Source organism: Microlunatus sp. GCM10028923 (assembly GCF_042666975.1).
In the GTDB taxonomy this organism is placed as follows: domain Bacteria; phylum Actinomycetota; class Actinomycetes; order Propionibacteriales; family Propionibacteriaceae; genus Microlunatus.
This window is the reverse complement of record NZ_JBHTFF010000006.1, coordinates 153,598-173,936: the sequence shown is the minus strand read 5'-3', so window position 1 is coordinate 173,936 and position 20,339 is coordinate 153,598. Positions and strand designations below refer to the sequence as shown.

The window sequence follows — 20,339 nt, the reverse complement described above, 5'->3', positions numbered from 1 at the left end:
GGGCGCAGGACCCGACGAAACGCCCGGCACGACCGAGAGAGCCGGATCGAAGGAGACCGGGTGAGCCGACACGAGACACGTGGCACGACCGAGGAAGCGGATCGAAGCGGGGCGCAGGACCCGACGAAACGCCCGGCACGACCGGACGAAACGGGTCGCAGAACCGGACGAGACGCGGCGAAAAACCGGACGAACCGAGTGGAAGCGTTCCGGGCGCCGCTGAGTGGACGGCAATGGCACGGATTCCTGGCCGGATCAGCCATTTGGGTCCACTCGACGGGTTCGCGAGCGCGTCGGGACGGTCCTGCTATGCGACGAGCCAGGACCGCCGCCGGTAGGCGGGCAACCGCCTGCTACGGCGACATCGCGCAGATCGCGTGCGGCCAGCGGGTCGTCCAGCCGGGCAAGCTACTGGTGCTGCGGCCGTTGCCGGGCACCTCGACCGAACCCAGCGTGCGCGAGATGATCTTGGGCAGCGAGGGCCGGCTCGGCGTGATCACCGAGCCTCGACCGTGTGTCACACGGTCGAGGCGCCAGGACACGGTCGTGGTCCCGGCCGGTCCGCGGTTGACGATCACCCTGCCCGATGTCCGCACCTACCGGCAGACCGTGCTGCAGGGCGCGATCGGTTCGACCGGCTCGGCTTCCCGCCCGCCTGACCGGACGGATCGCGCGTCGAATGCTTGCCAGCAGCCGGTCCGGCGACGACTCGATCTCGATGACCTTCGCCACGGCCGGCCGATCCCGACCGAGCGTTTCCTGCCGCACGGAGATCCGGGAGCTGAACCCGATCGCACCGGTGCGCGCCGGCGGCTGCGGCACCGATCGCGACCTGAGTGAAGCCGGCCTGACCCTGCGGAGCGAACACACCGGCGCCATGATCATCATCCCCGCCTGAACCCACCTCCCAACCGCCGACCGCCGACCGCCGACCGGGCACAAGAGCAGCGCTTTTGGCGGCGTGTCGCTGCTGAGGTGCCCTGTCGATGTGGGCGGAGTGATGGGGGCTAGCTCCGGCGAGCCGCGACGTCGTCAACAACCCCGCGACCTTTACCGGATCTGAGGTGGGAACGTCGACAACCCCACCACCTCCACCGGGACCGAGGTGGGAACGTCGACAACCCCACCACCCTCGCCGAATCTGAGGTGGGAAAGTCGACAACCGCACGCTGCTGGGCGGACGGGTCAGCGGGCGGGGGCGGGTTGGTGGGCGAACTGGGTGCCCCAGTCGCGGCGGACCCGGTCTGCCAGCTGCTCGCGTACCTCGGCGGCGGTCAGGGCGGGGTCGAGGCCGGCCAGTAGGTCAAGCACGTCGGACTCCAGGACCCGGTGCGGCGGGAAGACTCCGAAGCGGTCCATCAGTTCCTGCGGCACCGGCTGCGGGTCCGGCCTGCGGTACTCGGCGAGGATCTCGTCGTAATGATCATGAAGGGTGGTGTCGGCGGGGTCCAGCCCGAACACCAATAGCAGGCCGGTCGGGCGGGTCGCCACGGGTACCACGATCAGGTCGGGCCGGTAGCGTTCCAGGACGGCCAGGATCGGGTAGACGTCGCCGGTCCAGGAACCTCGCTGCAGGTTCCTGGAGGCGGCTTCCGGCGTCTTCGGCAGGATGTCGTCCAGCACGATCAGCGAGTGCGGCGTCGCGTGCCGTTCCACGTTCATGAAGTCCCGCAGCGCGAACTCGAACAGGTGCAGGCCGTCGATGAAGGCCAGGTCGATCCGCTGCCCGCCGGTCGGCCGCAGCGGGTCGGGGCGGGCGAAGTAGTCGTCGCTCGAGGTACGGAACAGGGCGACCGAGTGATCAAGTTCGGCGGTGATCGCGTAGTCGGGGTCGATCCCGACGGCGCGGCACCGGGCCAGCGCCAGGCTGGTGCCGCTGCGGACCCCGATCTCCAGGTAGGTCTCCGGGTGCAGCCGCTGGTGCAGTTCAGCCAGGAACGACAGGTAGTGCATGGGCGGGGTTCTCCTTGATCAGCTTCATCGCTCGAAGGAAGACGGCGTCGGGAAGTAGCTTTCCAGGAAGGCGCCGACCAGCCGGTCGACCTCCTCCTCACGTTCGTCGGTGACACCGACGTCGTTGATGCAGAAGGTCTGGTAGCGGCGGGTCCGCAGCACGCCGGCCAGTTGGGCCGCGATCTGCGGCTTCCACAGCGCCAGGTAGCGATTGCCGATGCCGGCCGGCATGGCACGGCCGGTGGCGAAGCCGTAGTGGTGGCCGAAGAACGCGATCGGCCGCAGGTCCTGCCGGGACCGGAACCGGCTGGCGGCACAGGCGGCGAACTGCTCGCCGTACTTCTCCTCCAGCTCGTAGAGCACGGACCGCCGGGCCGGGTGAGGCGTGTGCATCATGCCCTGGTGGACGGTCTTGCCGAACTCGGCCTCCAGCAGCCGGATCGCGTTCCGGTCGGCGATCAGGTATTCCTCGGCCTGATCATGGATCAGGTTGGCCGAGATCGCGTGGTTGGCCGGGAAGAACTTCGTCGCACCGCCGGCCCAGAAGAAGTCCCGCCAGGAGCAGGGCCGGCCCAGGAACACGTCGTCGTTGAAGTACACGAAGTGTTCGGCCAGCCCGTCGATGTGGTGCAGCTGGGTCTCGATCGAGCTGGAGTTGAAGGTCGGCAGCGCGGCCCGGTCGGCGTAGATGTCGGAGTGCGACACCACGGTCAGCTGCGGATGATCAAGGTTCAGCCAGTCCGGCGTCTGGTCCATGGTGACCAGGTAGATGTTGCGGACGAACGGCGCGAACATCTCGATCGACCGCAGCGAATAGCGCAGCTCGTCCCGGTTCCGGAACCGTTCGGCATGATCGGCCCGGCCCTCGCCGATGGTGATCTTGGAACCGTCCGGCAGGTAGTCGTTCTTGATCATCCGCCAGGACGGATCCTGATCATCGACCCAGGTGTAGACGATGTCGATCGGGAAGTCCCGGGCGTGCAGGTCGGGCAGCGGGTCGACGTCGGCCAGGTCGGGCGCCCGGGTCGCCGGATCGGTCACGCCGAGTACCTGGTCCAGTTCGCGCCACCGCATCGAGGTCGCGACCTGGTTGGGCCGCGGTGCCACCGCGTACGGCTCGGACCGGAACGACCGCTCCGGGGAGTCCCAGAAGTCGATCTCGATCACCGTGAACAGCCCCTCGGGCCGCTTCCCGCCCGGCTCGCCGGTCGACTGCTCGAGCAGCCACAGATCGAACCGGTTGAACCGGCGGCGCCGGTGGCTCTTCGTGATCATGGACAGCGGCAGGTACGGCTGATGCCCCTCCTGGAACAGCACCGGCGTGTCCGGCGCGGCCTGTTCGAGCAGCGCCACCAGCGCGTCCGCGTCCTGCTCCCGCAGGTGCAGCCGGTGCCGCCAGTCGCGGTCGCTCCCCCCACTGGTGTACGGAATCCGGCTCTCGGTCAGCAGGTCCAGCAGTGCCGCCCAGAACGCGTCCCGGCGCGGCCCGGACACCACCTCGATCTCGGCCGGGGTGGCCCGCGGCGTGCTGAACAGCTCGCCGTCCATCACCCGGCGGTGCAACTTCCGTACCGCACGGTAGGCGGTCGGGTAAACCCGCTGAGTCCGCACCTCGGCCAGCAGCCGAGTCAGCTGGGACACCGGCCGACGCTCCTTCCGCACCCGTTCACGCACCCGTCATCACCTTGTGGTCGCGTGGACATCGCCCGCGATCCGCGCGCCATGATAGTGCCGATCCGACCCCCGCGCCGGGATCGTCGGAATGCGCGCGTCAGGGGTTTCAGACGGTGACCGAACGGCCCGTCCGGGCCGCCTCCAGAACGGCCTCGGCGGCGGCCACCACTCGGGCTCCCTCGGCCAGCGTGACCACGTCGGTGCCCTCGCCCGCGACCGCGGCGCGGAACGCCTCCAGCTCGACCGCGAGCGGCTCGAGCCGGTCGGTCTCCAGCTCGGTGCGCTCCCCGCCCTCGCCGTGCCGGGTCAGCCGGCCGGTCAGCGTGTCGGCCACGTACGCGCCGTTGGTCCCGGTGATCACGGTGCAGCGTTCCTTCAGCGGCGACAGCCAGCTGACCAGGTGGCTGGTCACGGTGCCGTCGGCCAGCCGGCCGGCGATCGTGACCAGGTCCTCGTGCTCCCGGCCGCCGGGCCGGGACGACCGCGCGCTCAGCTCGGCGAACGGCCGGCCGGTCAGCCACGCGGTCAGGTGCAGATCGTGGGTGGCCAGGTCCAGCACCACGCCGACGTCGGAGATCCGGTTCGGGAACGGCCCGATCCGCCGGCTGGCCACCGAAAACAGGTCGCCGACCTCGCCGTCCGCGAGGCGCTGCCGCAGCGCCCGGGTGGCCGGGTTGTAGCGCTCGATGTGACCGACGCAGCCGAGCAGGCCGCGGGAGTCGAACGTCTCGGCCAGCTCGCGCGCCTCGGTCGCCGTACCGGCCAGCGGCTTCTCGATCAGGGCCGGGACACCCGCGTCGGCCAGTTCGCGGCCGAGGGTGAGGTGGGTGCTGGTCGGCGCGGCGATCACCGCCAGGTCGAGCCCGTACGACAGCGCCTCGGCGACCGAACCGACCACCGGCGCGGGCGCCGAACCGGGATCGCCGGACGGCCGCACGATCGCGACCAGGTCGACACCGCCCAGCCCGGCGAGCACCCGGGCGTGGTTGCGGCCCATCGCGCCGTAGCCGATCACCGCGGCGCGCAACGAGGCGGTCACTGCGCCGCCTCCTGGGTGGAACGCTGACAGAGGGCCGGCCGGTCCGGCTCCCGCAGGTTGCGGCAGCAGTCCACCGGGCACTCGTACCAGCCGGGATGTCCGGCGGCCACCGGCCGGTCCGGGTCCTCGCCCCGAGCCGCGGCGGCGCGTTCCACCATCAGGTCGACCAGCCCGGACACGAACGCGGCGTGCACCCCGGCGGTCCCGGCCCGGACGAAGCCCAGGCCCAGCTTCTCGGCGGTCGCGGCGGCCTCGGTGTCCAGGTCGTAGATCACCTCCATGTGATCGGAGATGAACCCGATCGGCACCGCCACCACGGAGGTCACGCCCTCGCCGGCCAGCTCGGCCAATCGGTCGTTGATGTCGGGTTCCAGCCAGGGCTGGCTGGGCGGCCCGGACCGGGAGCAGTAGGTCAGCTCGCCGGTGAACGACCGGCCGGTCCGCTGCTCGACCCGCCGGGTCACCTCGGCCAGCACGGTCCGGTGCCACTCCTCGTACCCGCCGTCGCCGCTGGGCTCGGCCATCGCGGTCGGGATCGAGTGGGTGACGAAGATCAACCGCGGTTCCGCCGCGTCGTCGAGCCGGCCCAGCGCCTCGATCACCGCGTCCACCGACGCCTCGACGAAGCCCGGATGGTTGGCGTAGTGGCGCAGCCGGTCCACCGTGATCTTGGTGTCGGCCGCGGCGTCGTAGAGGTTCTCCCGGTACTGCCGGCAGGACGAGTAGGACGGGTAGGCGCTGGTGATCACGGCCAGCACCCGCCGATGCCCGGCCGCTTCGAGTTCGGCGACCGCATCCTTGAGGTACGGATCCCAGTTGCGGTTGCCCCAGGCGAGAGGCAGGCTGATCCCGCGCCGGTCGAACTCGGCCGACAGCGCGGCGAGCAAGGCCCGGCACTGATCATTGATCGGGCTGCGACCGCCGAACAGGGAGTAATGCTCGCCGACCTCGGCCAGCCGTTCATCCGGAATGCCCCGGCCACGGGTCACGTTCCGCAGGAACGGTACGACGTCGGCGGCGGCTTCCGGCCCGCCGAACGACACCAGCAGGACGGCGTCGTACGGACTCAGGTCGGGGACTGCGGCAGAACCACTCACCTGCTGATCTTTGCAAACCGGCCGGCGGCCGGGCGAGGGAGGGACGTGTGACGTCGGCGACGACGGGACCGGACGCACCGGTGCGGACGGGGTTCGGCGGCTACCGGACGCTGCTGTCGGACCGGGCTGCGCTCGCGTTCACGGTGGCCGGTTTCGTGGCCCGGCTGCCGGTGTCGATGACCGGGCTGAGCATCGTGCTGTTGATCTCGCTGATGACCGGCTCGTACGGGCAGGCCGGCATCGTGACCGCCTGCGCCACCCTGGTCGGTGCCGTCGCGGCCCCGTGGTGGGGCCGCCGGATCGACCGGATCGGGCAGGCCCGGGCGCTGGTGATCGCCGCGCTGATCTGCAACCTCAGCCTGGCCCTGTTGTTGATCACCGTCATGCTCCGGCTGCCGCTGCCGGTCACCTGCCTGGCCGCGGTCGGGGTCGGCCTCGGCTATCCGTCGGCCGGCTCGGCGGTCCGCGCCCGCTGGTCGTACCGGCTGCAGAAGTCGCCGCTGCTCAGTACGGCGTTCGCCTTCGAGGCCGTGGTCGACGAGGTGGTCTTCATCGTCGGGCCGGTGCTGGCGACGTTCCTGGCCACGTCCGTCCATCCGGCGCTCGGCCTGATCGCGTGTGTCGTGCTCGGCCTGGTCGGCGCGATCGCCCTGGCCGTGCAGCGCGGCACCGAGCCACCAGTCGCCGACCCGTCCGAGCAGGCCGGTCCGCGGCCCCGGCTGTCCGCCGCCCGGCTGGTGCCGGTGGTGCTCGGCTGCGCGGCGCTCGGCATGCTGTTCGGCGGCATGGAGGTGCTGATCGTCGCGTTCGCGGAGGCGGCCGGGGTGCTGTCGTTCGCCGGGTTGATCATGATGGCCTGGTCGTCCGGCTCGCTGATCTCGGGCGTGATCACCGGGACCATCGTCTGGCGGATCAGCCCGGCCCGCCGGTTCCGGATCGGTGCCGTCCTGCTCGCCGCGTCGATGGTGCCGTTGATCTTCGTCCAGCAGCCGCTCGCCGTCGCATTGCTGCTGGTACTGAGCGGCCTGGCCATCGCGCCGACCTTGATCGCGACGGTCGCGGTCACCCAGGAGGCGGTGCCGGCCAGCCGGCTCACCGAGGCGTTGGGCTGGACCTCGACCGGGATCGCCGCCGGCATCGCGGCGGGCGCCGCCGGGCTGGGTCAGCTGATCGACCACTTCGGGGCGCCGGCCGGTTTCTGGGGCGCCGTGGGGATCGGCGTGCTGCTGGTGCTGTCGGCCCTCTTCGTCCGGGACTTCAGCGCCCCGACCGAGGCCACCATGATCAAAGACGCCGAGATCAACGAGACCAGCGCAGCTCCGGATCCCAACGCAACTGAACCCCGGCCTGACTCAGCCGACCCTGCAGAGCGGTGACCCGGGCCGGGTCGTCGACGACCTGGTGCGGCTCCAGCCGTTCGTCCAGGCAGTACGCGATCGTCTCGCCGGCCGCCTCGCCGACACTCCATTCGACCGGGTGCAGCCGGTAGCAGCCGTTGGTGATCTGGGTGGTGCCGAGGTTCTTCGCCGCGGCCAGCAGGTTGCGCACCCGGCGCGGCACCAGGGCGCCGAGCGGGATCTCGAACGGCTGCGGCAATCCGCCGGGATAGTGGTGGCCGCCGGTGGTCGGGTGCCGGTCGATCCAGAAGTAGTGGCCGACCCCGACCGAGTCCGGATAGTTCGCCGCGCCGCGGTCCCCGCGCAACGCCACCGAGACGTCCTGCTCGACGATGGTGGTCCGGGCCAGCAGCCGCCGAGACTCCCGGATGTACGGATACTGGGCGAACCCGTCCTCGGTGCCGGCGACGTCCGGCCGCAGCCGCAGCCCCGGGAAGCCGGTCCCGCCGTCGGTCCGCGGCGCCTCGGTCTGCAGCCAGTAGAGCAGCGACCGGCTGAGTTCCTTGCAGTCGCGCCAGTTGTCGGCGGCGTCCGGCACCCCGAACAGCGGGCCACCGGTGTAGTCGTTGGCCGGCCAGTTCACGATCACCAGGTCGCTGTCCAGGAAGCCCGGCCGGAACTGGTTCCGGGCGGCGATCCGCCGGTACGTCCACAGTTCCGGCGCCGGCGGCATGTTCCGGTGATCAAGATCAACTGCGGCCGGATCGTCGTCCGGGTTGGGAATCAGCCGGTTCGTCGGGCGCGGCCGGCCCCCGTCGTCGAGCATCCTGGCGAAGGTCAGGATCGGCTGGCCACCACCGGAGTGATCCGGCAGCGCCCTGATCCGGTCGTAGTCGGCGGGCCGGTCGATCGTGTGGTCCTCGCCGTCCCGATGATCAAGAACGAAGCACCAGGTGGCGCCCTGCATGTCGGTCGGATCCGCGGTCTCGGCGGCGCCCGGTTCGCCCGTCTGGGCCCGCGACTCGCGGCCGGACACGTGCTCCACGCCGCCGAGGGCGAGCAGGTCGCCGAGCTCGGTCGCGTCCAGCACGTACGGGGCGCTCAGGTCCAGCCGGCGATCCCCGGCCACCTCCTGGACGGTGACGCCATCGATCCGGTCCCCGGTGCTGCTCACCGCGACCGGCTCGTACCCGTGCAGCACGGTCAGCCGGCCCGCCGTCCGGTACGGCTGCAGCAGCGACTCGATCACGGCGACCGCCACCCGCGGCTCGACGCTGACCGGGGACACCCAGGCCGCGCCCGGGTTGAGGTACGGATCGGCCCGGGCCCGCTCGGTCAGCGGGTAGTGCCGCCGGTAGTAGTCCCGCAGCCCGTCCCTGAGCTCGCGGTAGCTGCGGTTCGCTCCCGTACGTTCGATGAACAGGTGCTCGTCCAGCGGCACCAGCTGACTGGTCAGCTGGCCGCCGAGCCACCGGGTCGGTTCGGTCAGGATCACCCGCAGGCCGCGCCGCAGCGCCGCCAGGGCCGCGGACACTCCCCCGAGCCCGCCTCCGATGATCAACAGGTCAGCGCCGGCCTCGCCCATGGTTCCCCTTGAAATCTTCGAAACACATATCAAGAACTTTCGGAGATACTATCGGGAAAGACAGTCAGTCAAGCAAGGAGATCACGATGCCGAACCCGGGTCGACGCCGTCGAGGACCATCGCTCGCCGAGGTCGCCGAACTCGCCGGAGTCTCCATCTCCACCGTCTCCAAGGTTGCGAACAACAGTCCCGACGTCGCCGACCAGACCCGAACCAAGGTTGCCGAGATCCTGTCCGAGCAACGCTACGTCGCACCCCGGCAGCGGCGCACCGGCGGCCCGCGGATCGGCCTGCTGGTCCGATCGATGCGGCTGCCCAACACCGCCGAGCCGCTGCGCGGCGCGATGGAGCGGGCGGCAGGCGCCGGGATGCCGCTGGAGGTGCTGCTGTACCGGCAGCAGCCGGACTGGATCGAAGAACTCCGGGCGCACGACATCCGGGGACTGGTGGCGATCAGTTCGGTGCTCGATCCCGAGGAGCGGGAGCAGCTCACCGACGCCGGCATCGCGCTGGTCGTGGTGAACCCGCTCGGGCCGCCGCACGTCGGCCACCACAGCGTCGGCGCCACCGACTGGGCCGGCGGGTACGCGGCTGCGGATCACCTGCTGGGATTGGGACATCGGCGGTTCGGCATCCTGCGTGGTGACGACCGCTCGATGGTGTCGCAGTCACGCGCGTCGGGCAACCTGGCCGCCCTGACGGCCGCCGGGATCACGTCGGATTCGATCATGACCGAGCCCGGCGACTTCACCTTCGAGGCCGGCCTGGAGGCCGCGCTCCGGCTGCTCGCCCGACCGGACCGGCCGACCGCGCTCTGCGCCGCGAGCGACTTCCAGGCCCTCGGCGTGATCGAGGCCGCCCGCCGGCTCGGCCTCCGGGTGCCGGACGACCTCAGCGTGATCGGCTTCGACGACCTGATCCTGGCCTCGATGAGCAGTCCCCCGCTGACCACGATCCGGCAGCCGCTGGACCAGCTCGGCGCCGTCGCGGTCGGCATGCTGGCCGACCTGATCGCCGGCGTCGAACCGGAGTCGCACCACCTCGAGCTGGCCACCTCACTGGTGGTCCGCGACTCGACGGCCGCACCGTCCAAGGACCGAAAGCGCAACTAGAATTCTCTAGACATTCCCGAGAATTTTGACTTAGGCTCGGTTCCGCGGGCGGGCGATGTCGCCCCCACTTCCTCCCCGCTTCTTCGAACCTGGAGATGCGATGAAGCACGCAATGATGCGGAACCTGCTCGTGGCGGGCGCCCTCGCGACCGTGACGCTGGCCGCCGCTTGCACCGACCAGCAGCCGGAGGCGTCCGGCCCGGTCCCGTTGCGGATGGCCATCTGGAGCGCCAACGAGGGACACCTCGACCTGTTCGAGTCGATCGCCGCCGGCTACGTGGCCGAGCACGGCGACCAGGTCTCCGGCGTCACGTTCGAGACCCTCACCGGCACCAGCTACATCAGCGCCCTGACCACCCAGATCGCCGGCGGCAATTCGCCGGACCTGGCCTGGGTGCAGGAGACCAACGCCGGCGAGTTCGTCGGCGGCGGTGTCCTGCACGACCTCGCCCCCACCCTGGCCGAGACGCCCGGCTACGACCTGCCCGACGTACTGCCGGCCTCACTCGACCTGTGGCGCAACGGCGACGCGATCTACGCCTATCCCTTCTCCCACAGCCCGTTCGGGATGTACGTCAACCTCGATCTGATCAAGGCAGCCGGCCAGCCGACGCCCGAGACGTTGATCAAGTCCGGCGACTGGACCTGGGACAAGGTCGCCGAGATCGCCGCCGCCACGGCGAAGCAGACCGGCAAGGGCGGGTTGACCGTGCCCTGGGAGACCTGGGACCAGCTGGCCCCGTGGTGGGCCGGCTGGGGCGCCGCCGGCTGGAGCGCCGACGGGGCCACCTGCACCTTCACCTCGCCCGAGATGAAGGAGTTCTTCGGCTGGCTGCACCGCGGCACCTACCAGACCGGGGCCATGATCAAACCCGGCGACAGCCTGCCCTTCGCGGGCGGGGAGGCCGCCTTCTCGGTCGGCCAGCTCAGCCTGTCCGGCAGCCTGGACGGCTTCAGCTGGGATTTCGTCCCGCTGCCGGCGGGGCCGAAGGCGACCGTGAACATGGTCGGCCAGGCCGGCGTGGGGGTGATCGCCCGCGGGCCGAACCCCGAACGGGCGGCGGACTTCCTCGCCTACTTCACCGACCAGACCCAGGGCGCGGAGCTGGCCACCTTCTTCCCACCGCCCCGGACCTCGCTGCTGACCGTCGACACGTTCAAGAAGGCGGCGCCGAAGCTCTCCGAGGAGCAGATCCAGCGAACCATCCTGGACGTGGTGCCGAAGGCCACGACCAAGCCCGGCCACCCGCGGTTCAGCCAGTTCACCGACCTGGTCAAGAAGGACCTGGACGTCGCCTTCGCGCCCGACGGCGACCTCGGCGCCGCACTGGATCAGGTCTGCGCCGACCTCCAGCCGCTGCTGCAGACCAACTGAGCTGAAGGGCGGAGACCTCCGTGAGGGACAAGGCCGATCGGGTGATCGGATTGATCTTCGTCGCGCCGCCGGTACTCGGCGCGGTGATCTTGGGATTCGTCCCGTTCGGGCTGGTGCTCTGGTACAGCCTGCACGAGTGGAGCCCGCTGATCGGGACCTTCGACTTCGTCGGCCCGGCCAACTTCGTCCGGCTGGCCCAGGACCGGGTGGTCATGAGCTCACTCGGCGTCACCGCGGCGTTCGCGGTGATGTTGCTGGTGCTCAACGTGACGATCGCCCTGACTCTGGCCAACCTGCTGAACACGAAGTTGACCGGGATCGTCGTCTTCCGCACCCTCTACTTCTCGCCGGTGGTTGTCTCGATCGTGGCCTGGACGATCGTCTGGCAGTTCCTGCTGGCCGGCAACGGCGGCATCAACGGCGTGCTGGCCATGATCGGGATCGAGGGACCGAACTGGCTCCGACACCCGGTGCTGGCCCTGGTCTCGGTTGTCGTCGTGCAGGTCTTCAAGGGGGTCGGGATGAACATGATCTTGTTCCTGGCCGCCCTGCAGAACGTGCCGTCCGAGCTCAAGGAGGCCGCCCGCCTGGATGGTGCCGGCCGCTGGCGGGTGTTCCGTCACGTCACGCTGCCGCTGCTCACGCCGACCCTGCTGATGGTCGGGATCATCACCATGACCGGCGCCTTGGACGTGTTCGCGCCGATCCAGATCCTCACCGACGGCGGACCCGGTACGTCGACCACGGTGATCTCCTACTACGTCTACCAGGTGGCGTTCGGCCGGCAGCAGTTCGGCTACGCCAGCGCGATCGGCATCGTGCTGTTCCTGATCACGCTCGGACTGACCGTGCTGCAATGGACCAGCCGGAAGCGGTTGGGTCGTCGATGAAGTCTGAGCGTCGCCGCCGCCGGCGGACCCGGCGGATCCTGACCCACGCCGTCCTGTACGGGCTGATGGCGCTGCTCGCGGTGCCGTTCGTCTATCCGACCCTGTGGATGATCTTCTCGGCGTTCAAGCCGGCGCCGGAGATCTTCGCCTCTCCCCCGCGACTACTGCCGGAGGTCTGGACCCTGGACGGCGTCGGCAGGATCTTCACCGCCAATCCGTTCGCCCGGCAGTACCTCAACTCGCTCTACCTGTCGATCGTGATCACCGTCAGCACCGTGATCATCGGCTCTGCCGCCGGCTACGCCTTCGCCCGGATCCGCTTCCCGCTGGCCAATCCGCTGTTCCTGATCTTGATCGCGACGATCTTCCTGCCCGGCGAGGTGACGATCATCCCGATCTTCCGCTGGGTCAACCAACTCGGTCTGATGGACCATCACCTTCCGTTGATCATCCTGCCCGTCTTCGGCCCCGGCAGCGTGCTGGCCACGTTCATCTTCCGCCAGTTCTTCCTCAGCCTTCCGGTGGAACTGGAGGAGGCCGGCCGGCTGGACGGACTGGGCCGGATCGCCCTCTATCGGCTGATCGCCCTGCCTCTGGCCGGTCCGGCGATCGCCGCGGTGTCGATCATGACCTTCCTCAACTCGTTCAACATGTACTTCGTCCCGTTGATCTTCCTCCGGACGCCGGAGCTGTTCCCGGTCGGGCTCGGGCTGACCCGCTACCAGGACGGGTACGGCGAGCCGCTCTACAACACCCAGCTCGGCGCCACCACGCTCGCCGTACTGCCGGTGCTGATCGTCTTTCTGTTCGCCCAACGGCAGTTCGTCGAAGGGCTCTCCCGGACCGCGCTCAAGGGCTGACCGCACGTTTCCCCGTACCCCTGTAAGGAGTCGATGATGACCAACCTCCCACTACCTCCGCTCACCCGCCGGGTTGTCCTCGGTGCCGGCGTCCTCGCCGCCACCGGCCTCGCGCTGGGCCCGGCCCCCGCCTTCGCCACCTCCGCCGGCACCGTGCTGCCGCTGGTCGACCCGCTGCCGGCCGGCGCCCCGGACCGGAGCACGTTCGCGCCCGACGAGCAGATCATGGGCACCTACCTGGTGCTGGTCGCGCCGCTGGCCAACAGCATCGTCGACGACGACCCGGAGCGGTACGGCTGGATGGAGGACGGCTGGTGGCGGACGCCCGTCGAGCCGTTCAACGCCCGGATCATGGAGCACGTCGCCACCCTGGCCTGGTTCCACGCGACCGAGCGGCCGTGGAATCCGTACCGCGGTGACGCGAAGCTGCTGGCCCGGCTCGACGCGGCGCTCGGCTTCTACCTCGGACTGCAGCACGACGACGGTGCCTGGCCCGAGTACTCCTGGACCGAGCACGGGCTGGCCCCGACCTCGTTCGGCACCGTCGCCCTCAGCGCCACCCTGCGGGACCTCCGCAGCGCCGGCGTGCTGCCCGAGCGGCAGGCCGAGATCGAGACCGCACTGCGGAAGGCGGCGAGCTGGCTGGTCGACCTGACCCGGCCGCACTGGCGGACGCCGACGCCGTACACCAATCAGGTGATCGCCGGGCTGGCCGGCGTCTCCGACGCGGCGATCGTGCTGGACGACCCGGCCATCGCCGCGCCGCTGAACGACCGGCTCGAGTTCCTCTGGCAGCACAGCCACGCGCCCGCCGGGCACACCCTGGAACCGCTCGGCTACGACTTCGGCTACACCTTCACCGTCGCCCTGCCGGACTTCGCCGACGTCGCCCTGAAGACCGACTCGCCGGTGCCGCTGCGGTTCGCCGAGGCGCTGGCCGACTTCTACCAGTACGCGGTCGTCTGGGAACCGGACGGCACCGGCGGGCTGCACTACTCCGGCCTGTGCGTCCGCAACGGGGCCGCCGACCAGCGGCCGACGATCGCCGACACCGCCGACCGGTCATCCCTGGGCCGGGTCTTCCTGGACCGGGTGCCCGCGCTCGCCGCGTTCCACCCGACCGCTGCCGAGAAGGACGCCGAGCGGTCCGCCTGGGCGGCGTCGGCCGAGCCGGTACCGGTGCCGGCCAAGGGCAACACCTCGCCGCGGACCTGGATGCACGTGCCGCGTTCGCCCGAGGGACCGACCGCCGATCAGCGCGCGGCGGCGATCGCGCGCTGGCGTACCGTCGCCGAGGACGCGTTCACCGAGCTCCGATTCGGCGAACCGTCGTTGGGCCAGCACTATCTCTTCGTCCGGCGGCCCGGCTACTACCTCGGCGCGCTGCACGGCAACCGGGTCAGCGGCTACTCGCGGCAGCGGTTCGGCAACGGTCTGCTCTGGCACCCGGCCGCCGGCACCCTGCTCTGGTCGGTGAACGACTGGGCCCAGGCGTCCTGGACCTCCCGGCTGACCGCCGCGCCGGACCAGCCCGCCTCGCACTCCGCGTACGGCAGCCTGCCCGCCACCTACCACGACGGTACGGATCCGGCCGCGCCCGCGATCCCGGCCGAGCAGCTGACCGGGCACGCCGGCGTCTTCACCGCGGCCGCCGCCGCGACCAGCAGCTCCGGCGACCCGGCCTTCCGCAGCGCCACCACGTTCTGGCCCGACGGCATCGTGCAGCAGCTGACCGCCGGCGGCGAGGCCGAGCAGGCGGTCCCACTGGTGCTCCGGCCGGATGACCGGGTCGCCTTCGCCGACGGCACCCCGTACGTCTTCGGCAGTTCGGTCGGCCGGACCGCGGGCGGGCTGCGCGTCGTTCGCGGCGAGGTCACGCTGTGGCTGACCTGGGACGCCGACCGGCCGGTCACCCTGGCGCCGACCACGCAACAGCTGCTCGGCGGCACCCGGACCCAGCACGTGCTCAAGATCATCCACCCGGGTTCGCTGCGGTTGGAGGCAACTCTGTCCGAGCAGCCGGTCGATCCGGCGCGGCCGTACACCGTGGCGGCGGAGCTGACCGGCCGCCGGCTCGCCGTACACGTCCTGAACCAGGCCGACCGGGCCGCCGACATCCTGATCGCCGCCGACGGGATCGAGGAGGAATGGCAGCGCGGGGTCGGCGCCGGCCGCGGCGTCTACCGGCTGATCGACCTGCCCGCCGGCACCGAGCCGCCGAAGCTGGTCACTGTCGCGCACCGGGTCGGGCGGCTGACCTCGACCAGCCAGGTGCGGCTGCGCTGACCCGTTCCCGGGTCCGTGGAACGTGCCGTTCGACACGTCTGTGTCCGTTGTGCCTGCGGTGTGCAGGTCCCTCGCTAGAGTGGCGCGCATGTCGCGACCCGGCGGCGATGCCCGGACCTGGACGTCGGTCGTGGTGCACGCCCGTACCACGGCCGTCCGCGGCACGGTCCGGGCTCTGCGGCGGACCCGACTCAACCTGCAGCACAAGCTCGCGCTCGCCATCGCGCTGGTCCAGCGGACCCGGCACCGGTCGGCGCTCCGGGACTCCGCCGCGGCCAACGCACCCGCGATGGTGATCGACCGCGGCCATCCGGTGCCGGCGGCGAAGGTGGACGGTCTGCTGTTCGATCCGCACCGGCTGCGGCTGGCCGAGGACCTGGTCGGCGCGCTGCGCCGGGCCGGTGCCCGGCCGACCACCCGGAACGCCCGCTGGGACCAGCCGATCACGATCACCGTGGACGAGGCCGACCGGGACCGGATCCTGACGGCCGTCCGGTCGCTGACCGACCGGCACCCCGGTCTGGTCGTCCAGCGCTACGACCAGACGCTCGACCGGACCGGAGCGTCGGACCGGACGCTGGCCGGGTTCGTGCTCGGCCCGGCGATCCGGACCACCCTGCTGCGGGACCGGGCGCTCGGCCGGCCCTGGTCCCCCGGTGACGCTCGGCCGGCCGAGCTGTCCGGCACCACCTGGCAGGTCACCGAGCACGCGGTCGACACCGGCACCGGCCGGCACCTGGGCGGCCCGGCCGCGATCCGGATCACGGTCGACGAGCCCGACCCGGCCGCCGAGCCGGAGTTGATCACCGAGCCGATCGACGTGGTCTACACCTGGGTCGACGCCTCGGATCCCGCCTGGCAGCAGCAGTTCGCGGGCGCTCGGCCGGGTGGCCGGCAGACCCAGGCCGCAACCGTGGCGGCCCGGTTCCGGCAGTACGACGAGCTGCGCTACAGCCTCCGGTCGATCGCCGAGTTCGCCCCCTGGGCCCGCCGGATCTGGGTCGTCACCAACGGCCAGGTGCCGCACTGGTACGCCGGTGATCATGATCGGATCCGGATCGTGTCGCACGCCGAACTGTGGCGGGGCGAGCCGGGACTGCCGACGTTCAACTCGCAGGCGATCGAGGCGTGCCTGCACCGGATCGAGGGCCTGTCCGAACGGTTCCTCTACTTCAACGACGACTTCTTCCTGGGCCGGCCGGTGGCGCCCGAGACGTTCTTCCACGGCCGGACCGGCCGGCCGATCGTGTTCCCGAGCAACCAGTCCATCCCGCCCGGCCCGCCGGAGCCGCGTGACCTGGCGCCGGACGCGTCCGGCAAGAACAACCGGATGCTGATCGCCGCGGCGACCGGCGCGATGGTCGACCACAAATACCTGCACGTGCCGCAGTCGCTGAGCCGGTCGGTCCTGGTCGAGCTGGAGTCGATGTTCCCGGCCGCGTTCGCGCAGACCCGGCAGGCGACCTTCCGGTCGCTGTCGGACCTGGCCGCCTGCAGCCTGCACCACGGGTACGGGCTGGCCACCGGCCGGGCCGTGGCGGGCCGGATCACCCAGCGCTACGTCGATGTGGAGAGCCGGGCCTGCGCCCGCGACCTGGCCGACATCGCCCGCTACCGCTGCTACGACGCGTTCTGCCTGAACGCGATCCGGGAGGACGGCGACGAACAGTTGATCAAGGACTTCCTGCGCCGCTACTACCCGGTGCCCGCGCCCTGGGAGAACGATCAAGATCACGATCGGGACCAGGAGCGGGCCGGGTGACCGGCCGGCGTGGGTTGCTCCGGGACGCGCTGGGCGAGCTGGTCCGGTTGCGCCGGCGGTTCGCCTCCGGCCGCGCCGTGCTGGGCCGGCCCGGCGGTCTGGCGTACCGGAGGGCCAAGATCGACGGCCTCTGGGTGCTGGCCCGTTCCCAGCCCGAGCTCCGGCTGCCCGAGCACACGGCCGCGGTCACCGACCGGCTGCGGCGGCTCCTTCATGATCACGGCATCGAGCACTGGCAGCTGCCGGTCCGGCCCGGCCGCCGCACGACCTTCGGGGTACGGGAGCGGGACCGGACCGAGCTGCTGAAGTTGATCACCGCCCTTGGCCCGGCCTGGTACGCCGAACCGCTGCGCCGCAACGGCGACCGGACCGGGCGGGTCAGCCGGCCGGCCTGCGGGCCGTTGCCGCCGGCCGCCCGCGGCTTCGCCCTCTGGGAGTGCTGCGTGGACTCCGAGGCCCCGGACTTCGGCACCGGCGAGGACCACCGGGTCGAGGTGCACTTCTGGCGCGAGGGACCGGACGGCGCGCTGACCACCCAGGTCGGCAACGAGATCGTCGACCGGCTGCGGCCGTCCGACCTCGGCCCGGCCGGTTCGGTGCCGCCGGCGCTGGCCGGCCGACCGGTCCACGCGGTCAGCTTCCCGATCGACCTCGTCTACACCTGGGTGGACGGCGCCGACCCCGACTGGCACCGGAAGCGGGCCGCCGCCGGTGCCGTGGACCCCGCCCGATCGACCGAACGCGCCGACGACCCGGCCCGGTTCACCGACCACGACGAGCTGCGGCACAGCCTGCGCTCGGTCGAGCAGTTCGCGCCGTGGATCAACCACATCTGGATCGTCACCAACGGGCAGCGCCCGCACTGGCTGCGGCCGGACGACGACTGGGTCACCGTGGTCGCGCATGATCAACTGTGGCCGGACCGGGACGGCCTGCCCACCTTCAACTCGCACGCGATCGAGGCCTGTCTGCACCGGATCCCCGGGCTGGCCGAGCACTACCTCTATCTCAACGACGACATGATCATCGGCCGGCCGGTGCCGCCCGAGCTGTTCTTCCATCCGAACGGGATCGGGAAGTTCTTCGCCTCCCGGCTGACCGTCGACCTCGATCCCCCGGCCGCCGGCGAGATCGCCTCCACGACCGCCGCCAAGAACGCCCGCCGGCTGCTCGCCGACCGGTTCGGCGTGATCACCTTCGGCAAGTACGCCCACGCCGCCGTGGCCACCCGCAAGTCGGTGATCACCGCACTGGAGGCGGAGTTCCCGGACGTCTTCGCGGCCACCCGGCGATCACCGTTCCGGACCACGGCCGACGTCGCCGCCGCCGGCTCCTTCTACCTCGGCTACGCCTACGCCACCGGCGCGGCGGTCCCCGGCCCGATCGGGTACGAATACGTCGACCCGTCCACCGCCGACGGCGCCGCAGCCCTGGAGCGGCTCCTCCGCTCCCGTACCGCGGACGCAATCTGCCTCAACGACGGCCACACCGCCGGCGCCGACCCGGCCCGGACGGACCTGGTGATCAAGAACTTCCTGCGCCGCTACCTCCCGGTCCCCGGCCGCTTCGAAAAGGACTGACTGCGTCCGGGGTCTCAGTCCCGGCGATCACCTATTCCGGACGGCAGGTTCTCGAGTTTATGATCATGCTCATCTCTCGCCGCCCTGGAGGCATCATGAAGCGACTGCGCGGTGCTCTAGCCCTGATGATCATGATCGCCGCGCTGGCCGTGTCCGGGCCGGTCCCGGCCCAGGCGGCCAGCGCCATCCTCTACGGGCCGACCAGGCTCACCGGGATCGCCGCCCCCGGAGGCGTGACGATCCACCTGATCGACACGATCACTTCCGGCACCATGCAGGCCGGTCAGAGCGCCTACATCTACGCCTCCATGAACGCCTACGATGCAACGCAGGTCACACTGGTGGACAACGAAGTGATCTGCACCGGTGCTGCCGCCGGCAGCTTCGTCATGGGAGAGAATATCGACCCGGCCAACAGCGCCAACGAGGACCGACACAACATCACGATCCTCACCCGATTCCTCGTGTCCGCGACGACCACCGGCACCACGACGTGCAAGCTCTACTACCGCGGTCATTCTCTGGTCAGTGGCACCACCTCGGCGCTCACAGTCAGGGGCGAGTTCAAGTTTGCCGACGAAGCGGTCGGCGAGAGCGCCGGCGGTGCCGCCATGCAGACCTCGCTCCCGAACGGCAACACCAACCTGACCACGAAGACGTACATCCCGCTTCTCGACACCACGCTCGCCACTTCTCAGACCGCGGTCGATGTCATCGCCGATGTGGAGTTCATGTCGTGCGCACTCACCGGCGGCTGCCCCAACTCCTGGGACACGTCGAGTGCAAAGTTCACGCTGGTGGTCGAGCAGATGGACGGGTCCACCGTCTGCGCGACCGCGCCTGCGGCACAGCTCTCGGTCACCGTGCTCAGGCAGACGCACCACAAGGCCGTTCCGCTCTACACCAAGCTCAATCTGGTGCCAGGATGCCGAAGGTTGTACGCCTACGTCCGCGGCGAGTACACCGGCGGAGCCGTCGGCGCGATTCAGGGAACCTCCGTCAACCTGCCCGATGCGGACGGCTCCGGTTCCCACGAATCGGTGATGACGCACCTGTTCGCCCTGCCCCGTTGAGGCTCGTCACCGGAGGGTGTTCTTCCCCGAAGAAGATCCTTCCTCCCAGGGGTTGATCAATTCCACGCCTATGCCCTCGAAATCGCCTGTATTCCTGGTCGCACAAGCCATTCCGGCGGTGAGACAGATCGCCGCGATCTGCGCGTCCTCGGTGCTGATCGGTCGACCGCGGGCCTCGCGGGTGGCTACCAATCGCCCGTAACCCCGTCCGGCGGCAAAGTCGAAGGGCAGAATGAACTCGGCGAAATCCTCGAAGAGGTCTTCCGCAGTCTCTTCGAGATGGCGGCGTCGGCGCCCCGCAGGCAGTCGCTCCAGTCCGTAGAAGACCTCGGCAACCGTGATCGTCGTGACGTAGAACTGCCGCTGCTCCCGACGAACCCACTCGGCGACGCCAAGGTCCGGTATCGGCTTCATCAATTCGGACACGACGTTCGTGTCAAGAATGATCATTCGTCGAACGAAGCCGCCCGTGGCGTTCCGTCACGGCGCTTCGCCGGAAGCTCTGCGACGCCGCCCGCCTCGCCGAAACGCTCCAGGAACGCGGTGCCCAGGTTGCGACTTCGCCTGCGTACCGCGTCGCGGATGATCGCTCGCGCCTCGGCCTCCATGGACCGGCCATGCGCAGCCGCAAGTTCGACCAGACCGGACTTGACCTCATCATCAAGATCGCGAACCACGATGGTTGCCATGCCGATCACCCCCTCCCGGCAGATGCT

18 protein-coding genes are annotated in these 20,339 nt (G+C 70.4%); 10 read left to right on the top strand and 8 right to left on the bottom strand.

The genetic code is table 11. The features are described from left to right. Positions 1-353: 353 nt before the first annotated feature. Entirely contained in the window at positions 354-500 is a 147-nt protein-coding gene (locus ACFQU4_RS16390) for a hypothetical protein (protein WP_377493713.1), read from the bottom strand. 179 nt (positions 501-679) lie between these two features. On the opposite strand from ACFQU4_RS16390, the gene ACFQU4_RS16385 reads away from it, so the two are divergent. After that, positions 680-898, top strand: coding sequence for a hypothetical protein (locus ACFQU4_RS16385; RefSeq protein WP_377493712.1), 219 nt, complete (start codon positions 680-682; stop codon positions 896-898). Between the two features lie 287 nt (positions 899-1,185). Here the strand turns inward: ACFQU4_RS16385 and ACFQU4_RS16380 are convergent, their stop codons facing one another. From ACFQU4_RS16380 to ACFQU4_RS16365, 4 genes are all read right to left on the bottom strand, one after another. Continuing rightward, a complete protein-coding gene (locus tag ACFQU4_RS16380; RefSeq protein WP_377493711.1) occupies positions 1,186-1,953 on the bottom strand; it encodes a class I SAM-dependent methyltransferase in 768 nt (255 codons plus the stop codon). Between the two features lie 24 nt (positions 1,954-1,977). Continuing rightward, positions 1,978-3,627: a stealth family protein gene (locus ACFQU4_RS16375; protein ID WP_377493709.1), complete on the bottom strand. Its 1,650-nt coding sequence runs from the start codon at positions 3,625-3,627 to the stop codon at positions 1,978-1,980. 106 nt (positions 3,628-3,733) lie between these two features. Next, positions 3,734-4,666, bottom strand: a complete 933-nt coding sequence (locus ACFQU4_RS16370) for a Gfo/Idh/MocA family protein (protein WP_377493707.1) — start codon at positions 4,664-4,666, stop codon at positions 3,734-3,736. Further along, entirely contained in the window at positions 4,663-5,763 is a 1,101-nt protein-coding gene (locus tag ACFQU4_RS16365) for a ferrochelatase (RefSeq protein WP_377493705.1), read from the bottom strand. Before ACFQU4_RS16365 ends, ACFQU4_RS16370 begins: the two co-directional genes overlap by 4 nt. Before the next feature lie 47 nt (positions 5,764-5,810). Here ACFQU4_RS16365 and ACFQU4_RS16360 point away from each other — a divergent pair, with 47 nt between their 5' ends. Next, positions 5,811-7,139: an MFS transporter gene (locus ACFQU4_RS16360; RefSeq protein WP_377493703.1), complete on the top strand. Its 1,329-nt coding sequence runs from the start codon at positions 5,811-5,813 to the stop codon at positions 7,137-7,139. Here ACFQU4_RS16360 and ACFQU4_RS16355 read toward each other — a convergent pair. Continuing rightward, positions 7,063-8,685 (bottom strand): FAD-dependent oxidoreductase, encoded by a 1,623-nt coding sequence (locus ACFQU4_RS16355; protein ID WP_377493701.1) that lies wholly within the window; start codon positions 8,683-8,685, stop codon positions 7,063-7,065. The two genes, ACFQU4_RS16360 and ACFQU4_RS16355, sit on opposite strands and share 77 nt — an antisense overlap. Before the next feature lie 86 nt (positions 8,686-8,771). On the opposite strand from ACFQU4_RS16355, the gene ACFQU4_RS16350 reads away from it, so the two are divergent. From ACFQU4_RS16350 to ACFQU4_RS16315, 8 genes are all read left to right on the top strand, one after another. Further along, complete coding sequence (locus ACFQU4_RS16350; RefSeq protein WP_377493699.1) at positions 8,772-9,797, top strand: LacI family DNA-binding transcriptional regulator; 1,026 nt, start codon at positions 8,772-8,774, stop codon at positions 9,795-9,797. A gap of 100 nt (positions 9,798-9,897) precedes the next feature. Further along, positions 9,898-11,172 carry an ABC transporter substrate-binding protein gene (locus tag ACFQU4_RS16345; protein ID WP_377493697.1) on the top strand — a complete coding sequence of 425 codons (1,275 nt, stop codon included), beginning with the start codon at positions 9,898-9,900 and terminating at the stop codon, positions 11,170-11,172. Between the two features lie 20 nt (positions 11,173-11,192). Further along, on the top strand, positions 11,193-12,062 hold the full coding sequence (locus ACFQU4_RS16340; RefSeq protein WP_377493695.1) for a carbohydrate ABC transporter permease: 870 nt from the start codon (positions 11,193-11,195) through the stop codon (positions 12,060-12,062). After that, entirely contained in the window at positions 12,059-12,922 is an 864-nt protein-coding gene (locus ACFQU4_RS16335; RefSeq protein ID WP_377493693.1) for a carbohydrate ABC transporter permease, read from the top strand. Before ACFQU4_RS16340 ends, ACFQU4_RS16335 begins: the two co-directional genes overlap by 4 nt. A gap of 36 nt (positions 12,923-12,958) precedes the next feature. Further along, positions 12,959-15,208 (top strand): hypothetical protein, encoded by a 2,250-nt coding sequence (locus ACFQU4_RS16330; protein ID WP_377493691.1) that lies wholly within the window; start codon positions 12,959-12,961, stop codon positions 15,206-15,208. An 88-nt stretch (positions 15,209-15,296) separates the two neighbouring features. Next, on the top strand, positions 15,297-16,970 hold the full coding sequence (locus tag ACFQU4_RS16325) for a stealth conserved region 3 domain-containing protein (RefSeq protein ID WP_377493689.1): 1,674 nt from the start codon (positions 15,297-15,299) through the stop codon (positions 16,968-16,970). After that, positions 16,967-18,550 carry a Stealth CR1 domain-containing protein gene (locus tag ACFQU4_RS16320; protein ID WP_377493687.1) on the top strand — a complete coding sequence of 528 codons (1,584 nt, stop codon included), beginning with the start codon at positions 16,967-16,969 and terminating at the stop codon, positions 18,548-18,550. The genes ACFQU4_RS16325 and ACFQU4_RS16320 overlap by 4 nt, the downstream gene beginning before the upstream one ends. Positions 18,551-18,609: 59 nt before the next feature. Further along, positions 18,610-19,623 carry a hypothetical protein gene (locus tag ACFQU4_RS16315; protein ID WP_377493685.1) on the top strand — a complete coding sequence of 338 codons (1,014 nt, stop codon included), beginning with the start codon at positions 18,610-18,612 and terminating at the stop codon, positions 19,621-19,623. A gap of 6 nt (positions 19,624-19,629) precedes the next feature. On the opposite strand, the gene ACFQU4_RS16310 is transcribed toward ACFQU4_RS16315, so the two are convergent. Then, complete coding sequence (locus ACFQU4_RS16310; protein ID WP_377493683.1) at positions 19,630-20,073, bottom strand: type II toxin-antitoxin system VapC family toxin; 444 nt, start codon at positions 20,071-20,073, stop codon at positions 19,630-19,632. After that, the gene (locus ACFQU4_RS16305; protein WP_377493681.1) at positions 20,070-20,312 is read right to left on the bottom strand and encodes a hypothetical protein; all 243 of its coding nucleotides are present in this window, start codon (positions 20,310-20,312) and stop codon (positions 20,070-20,072) included. Before ACFQU4_RS16305 ends, ACFQU4_RS16310 begins: the two co-directional genes overlap by 4 nt. Positions 20,313-20,339: the final 27 nt, after the last annotated feature.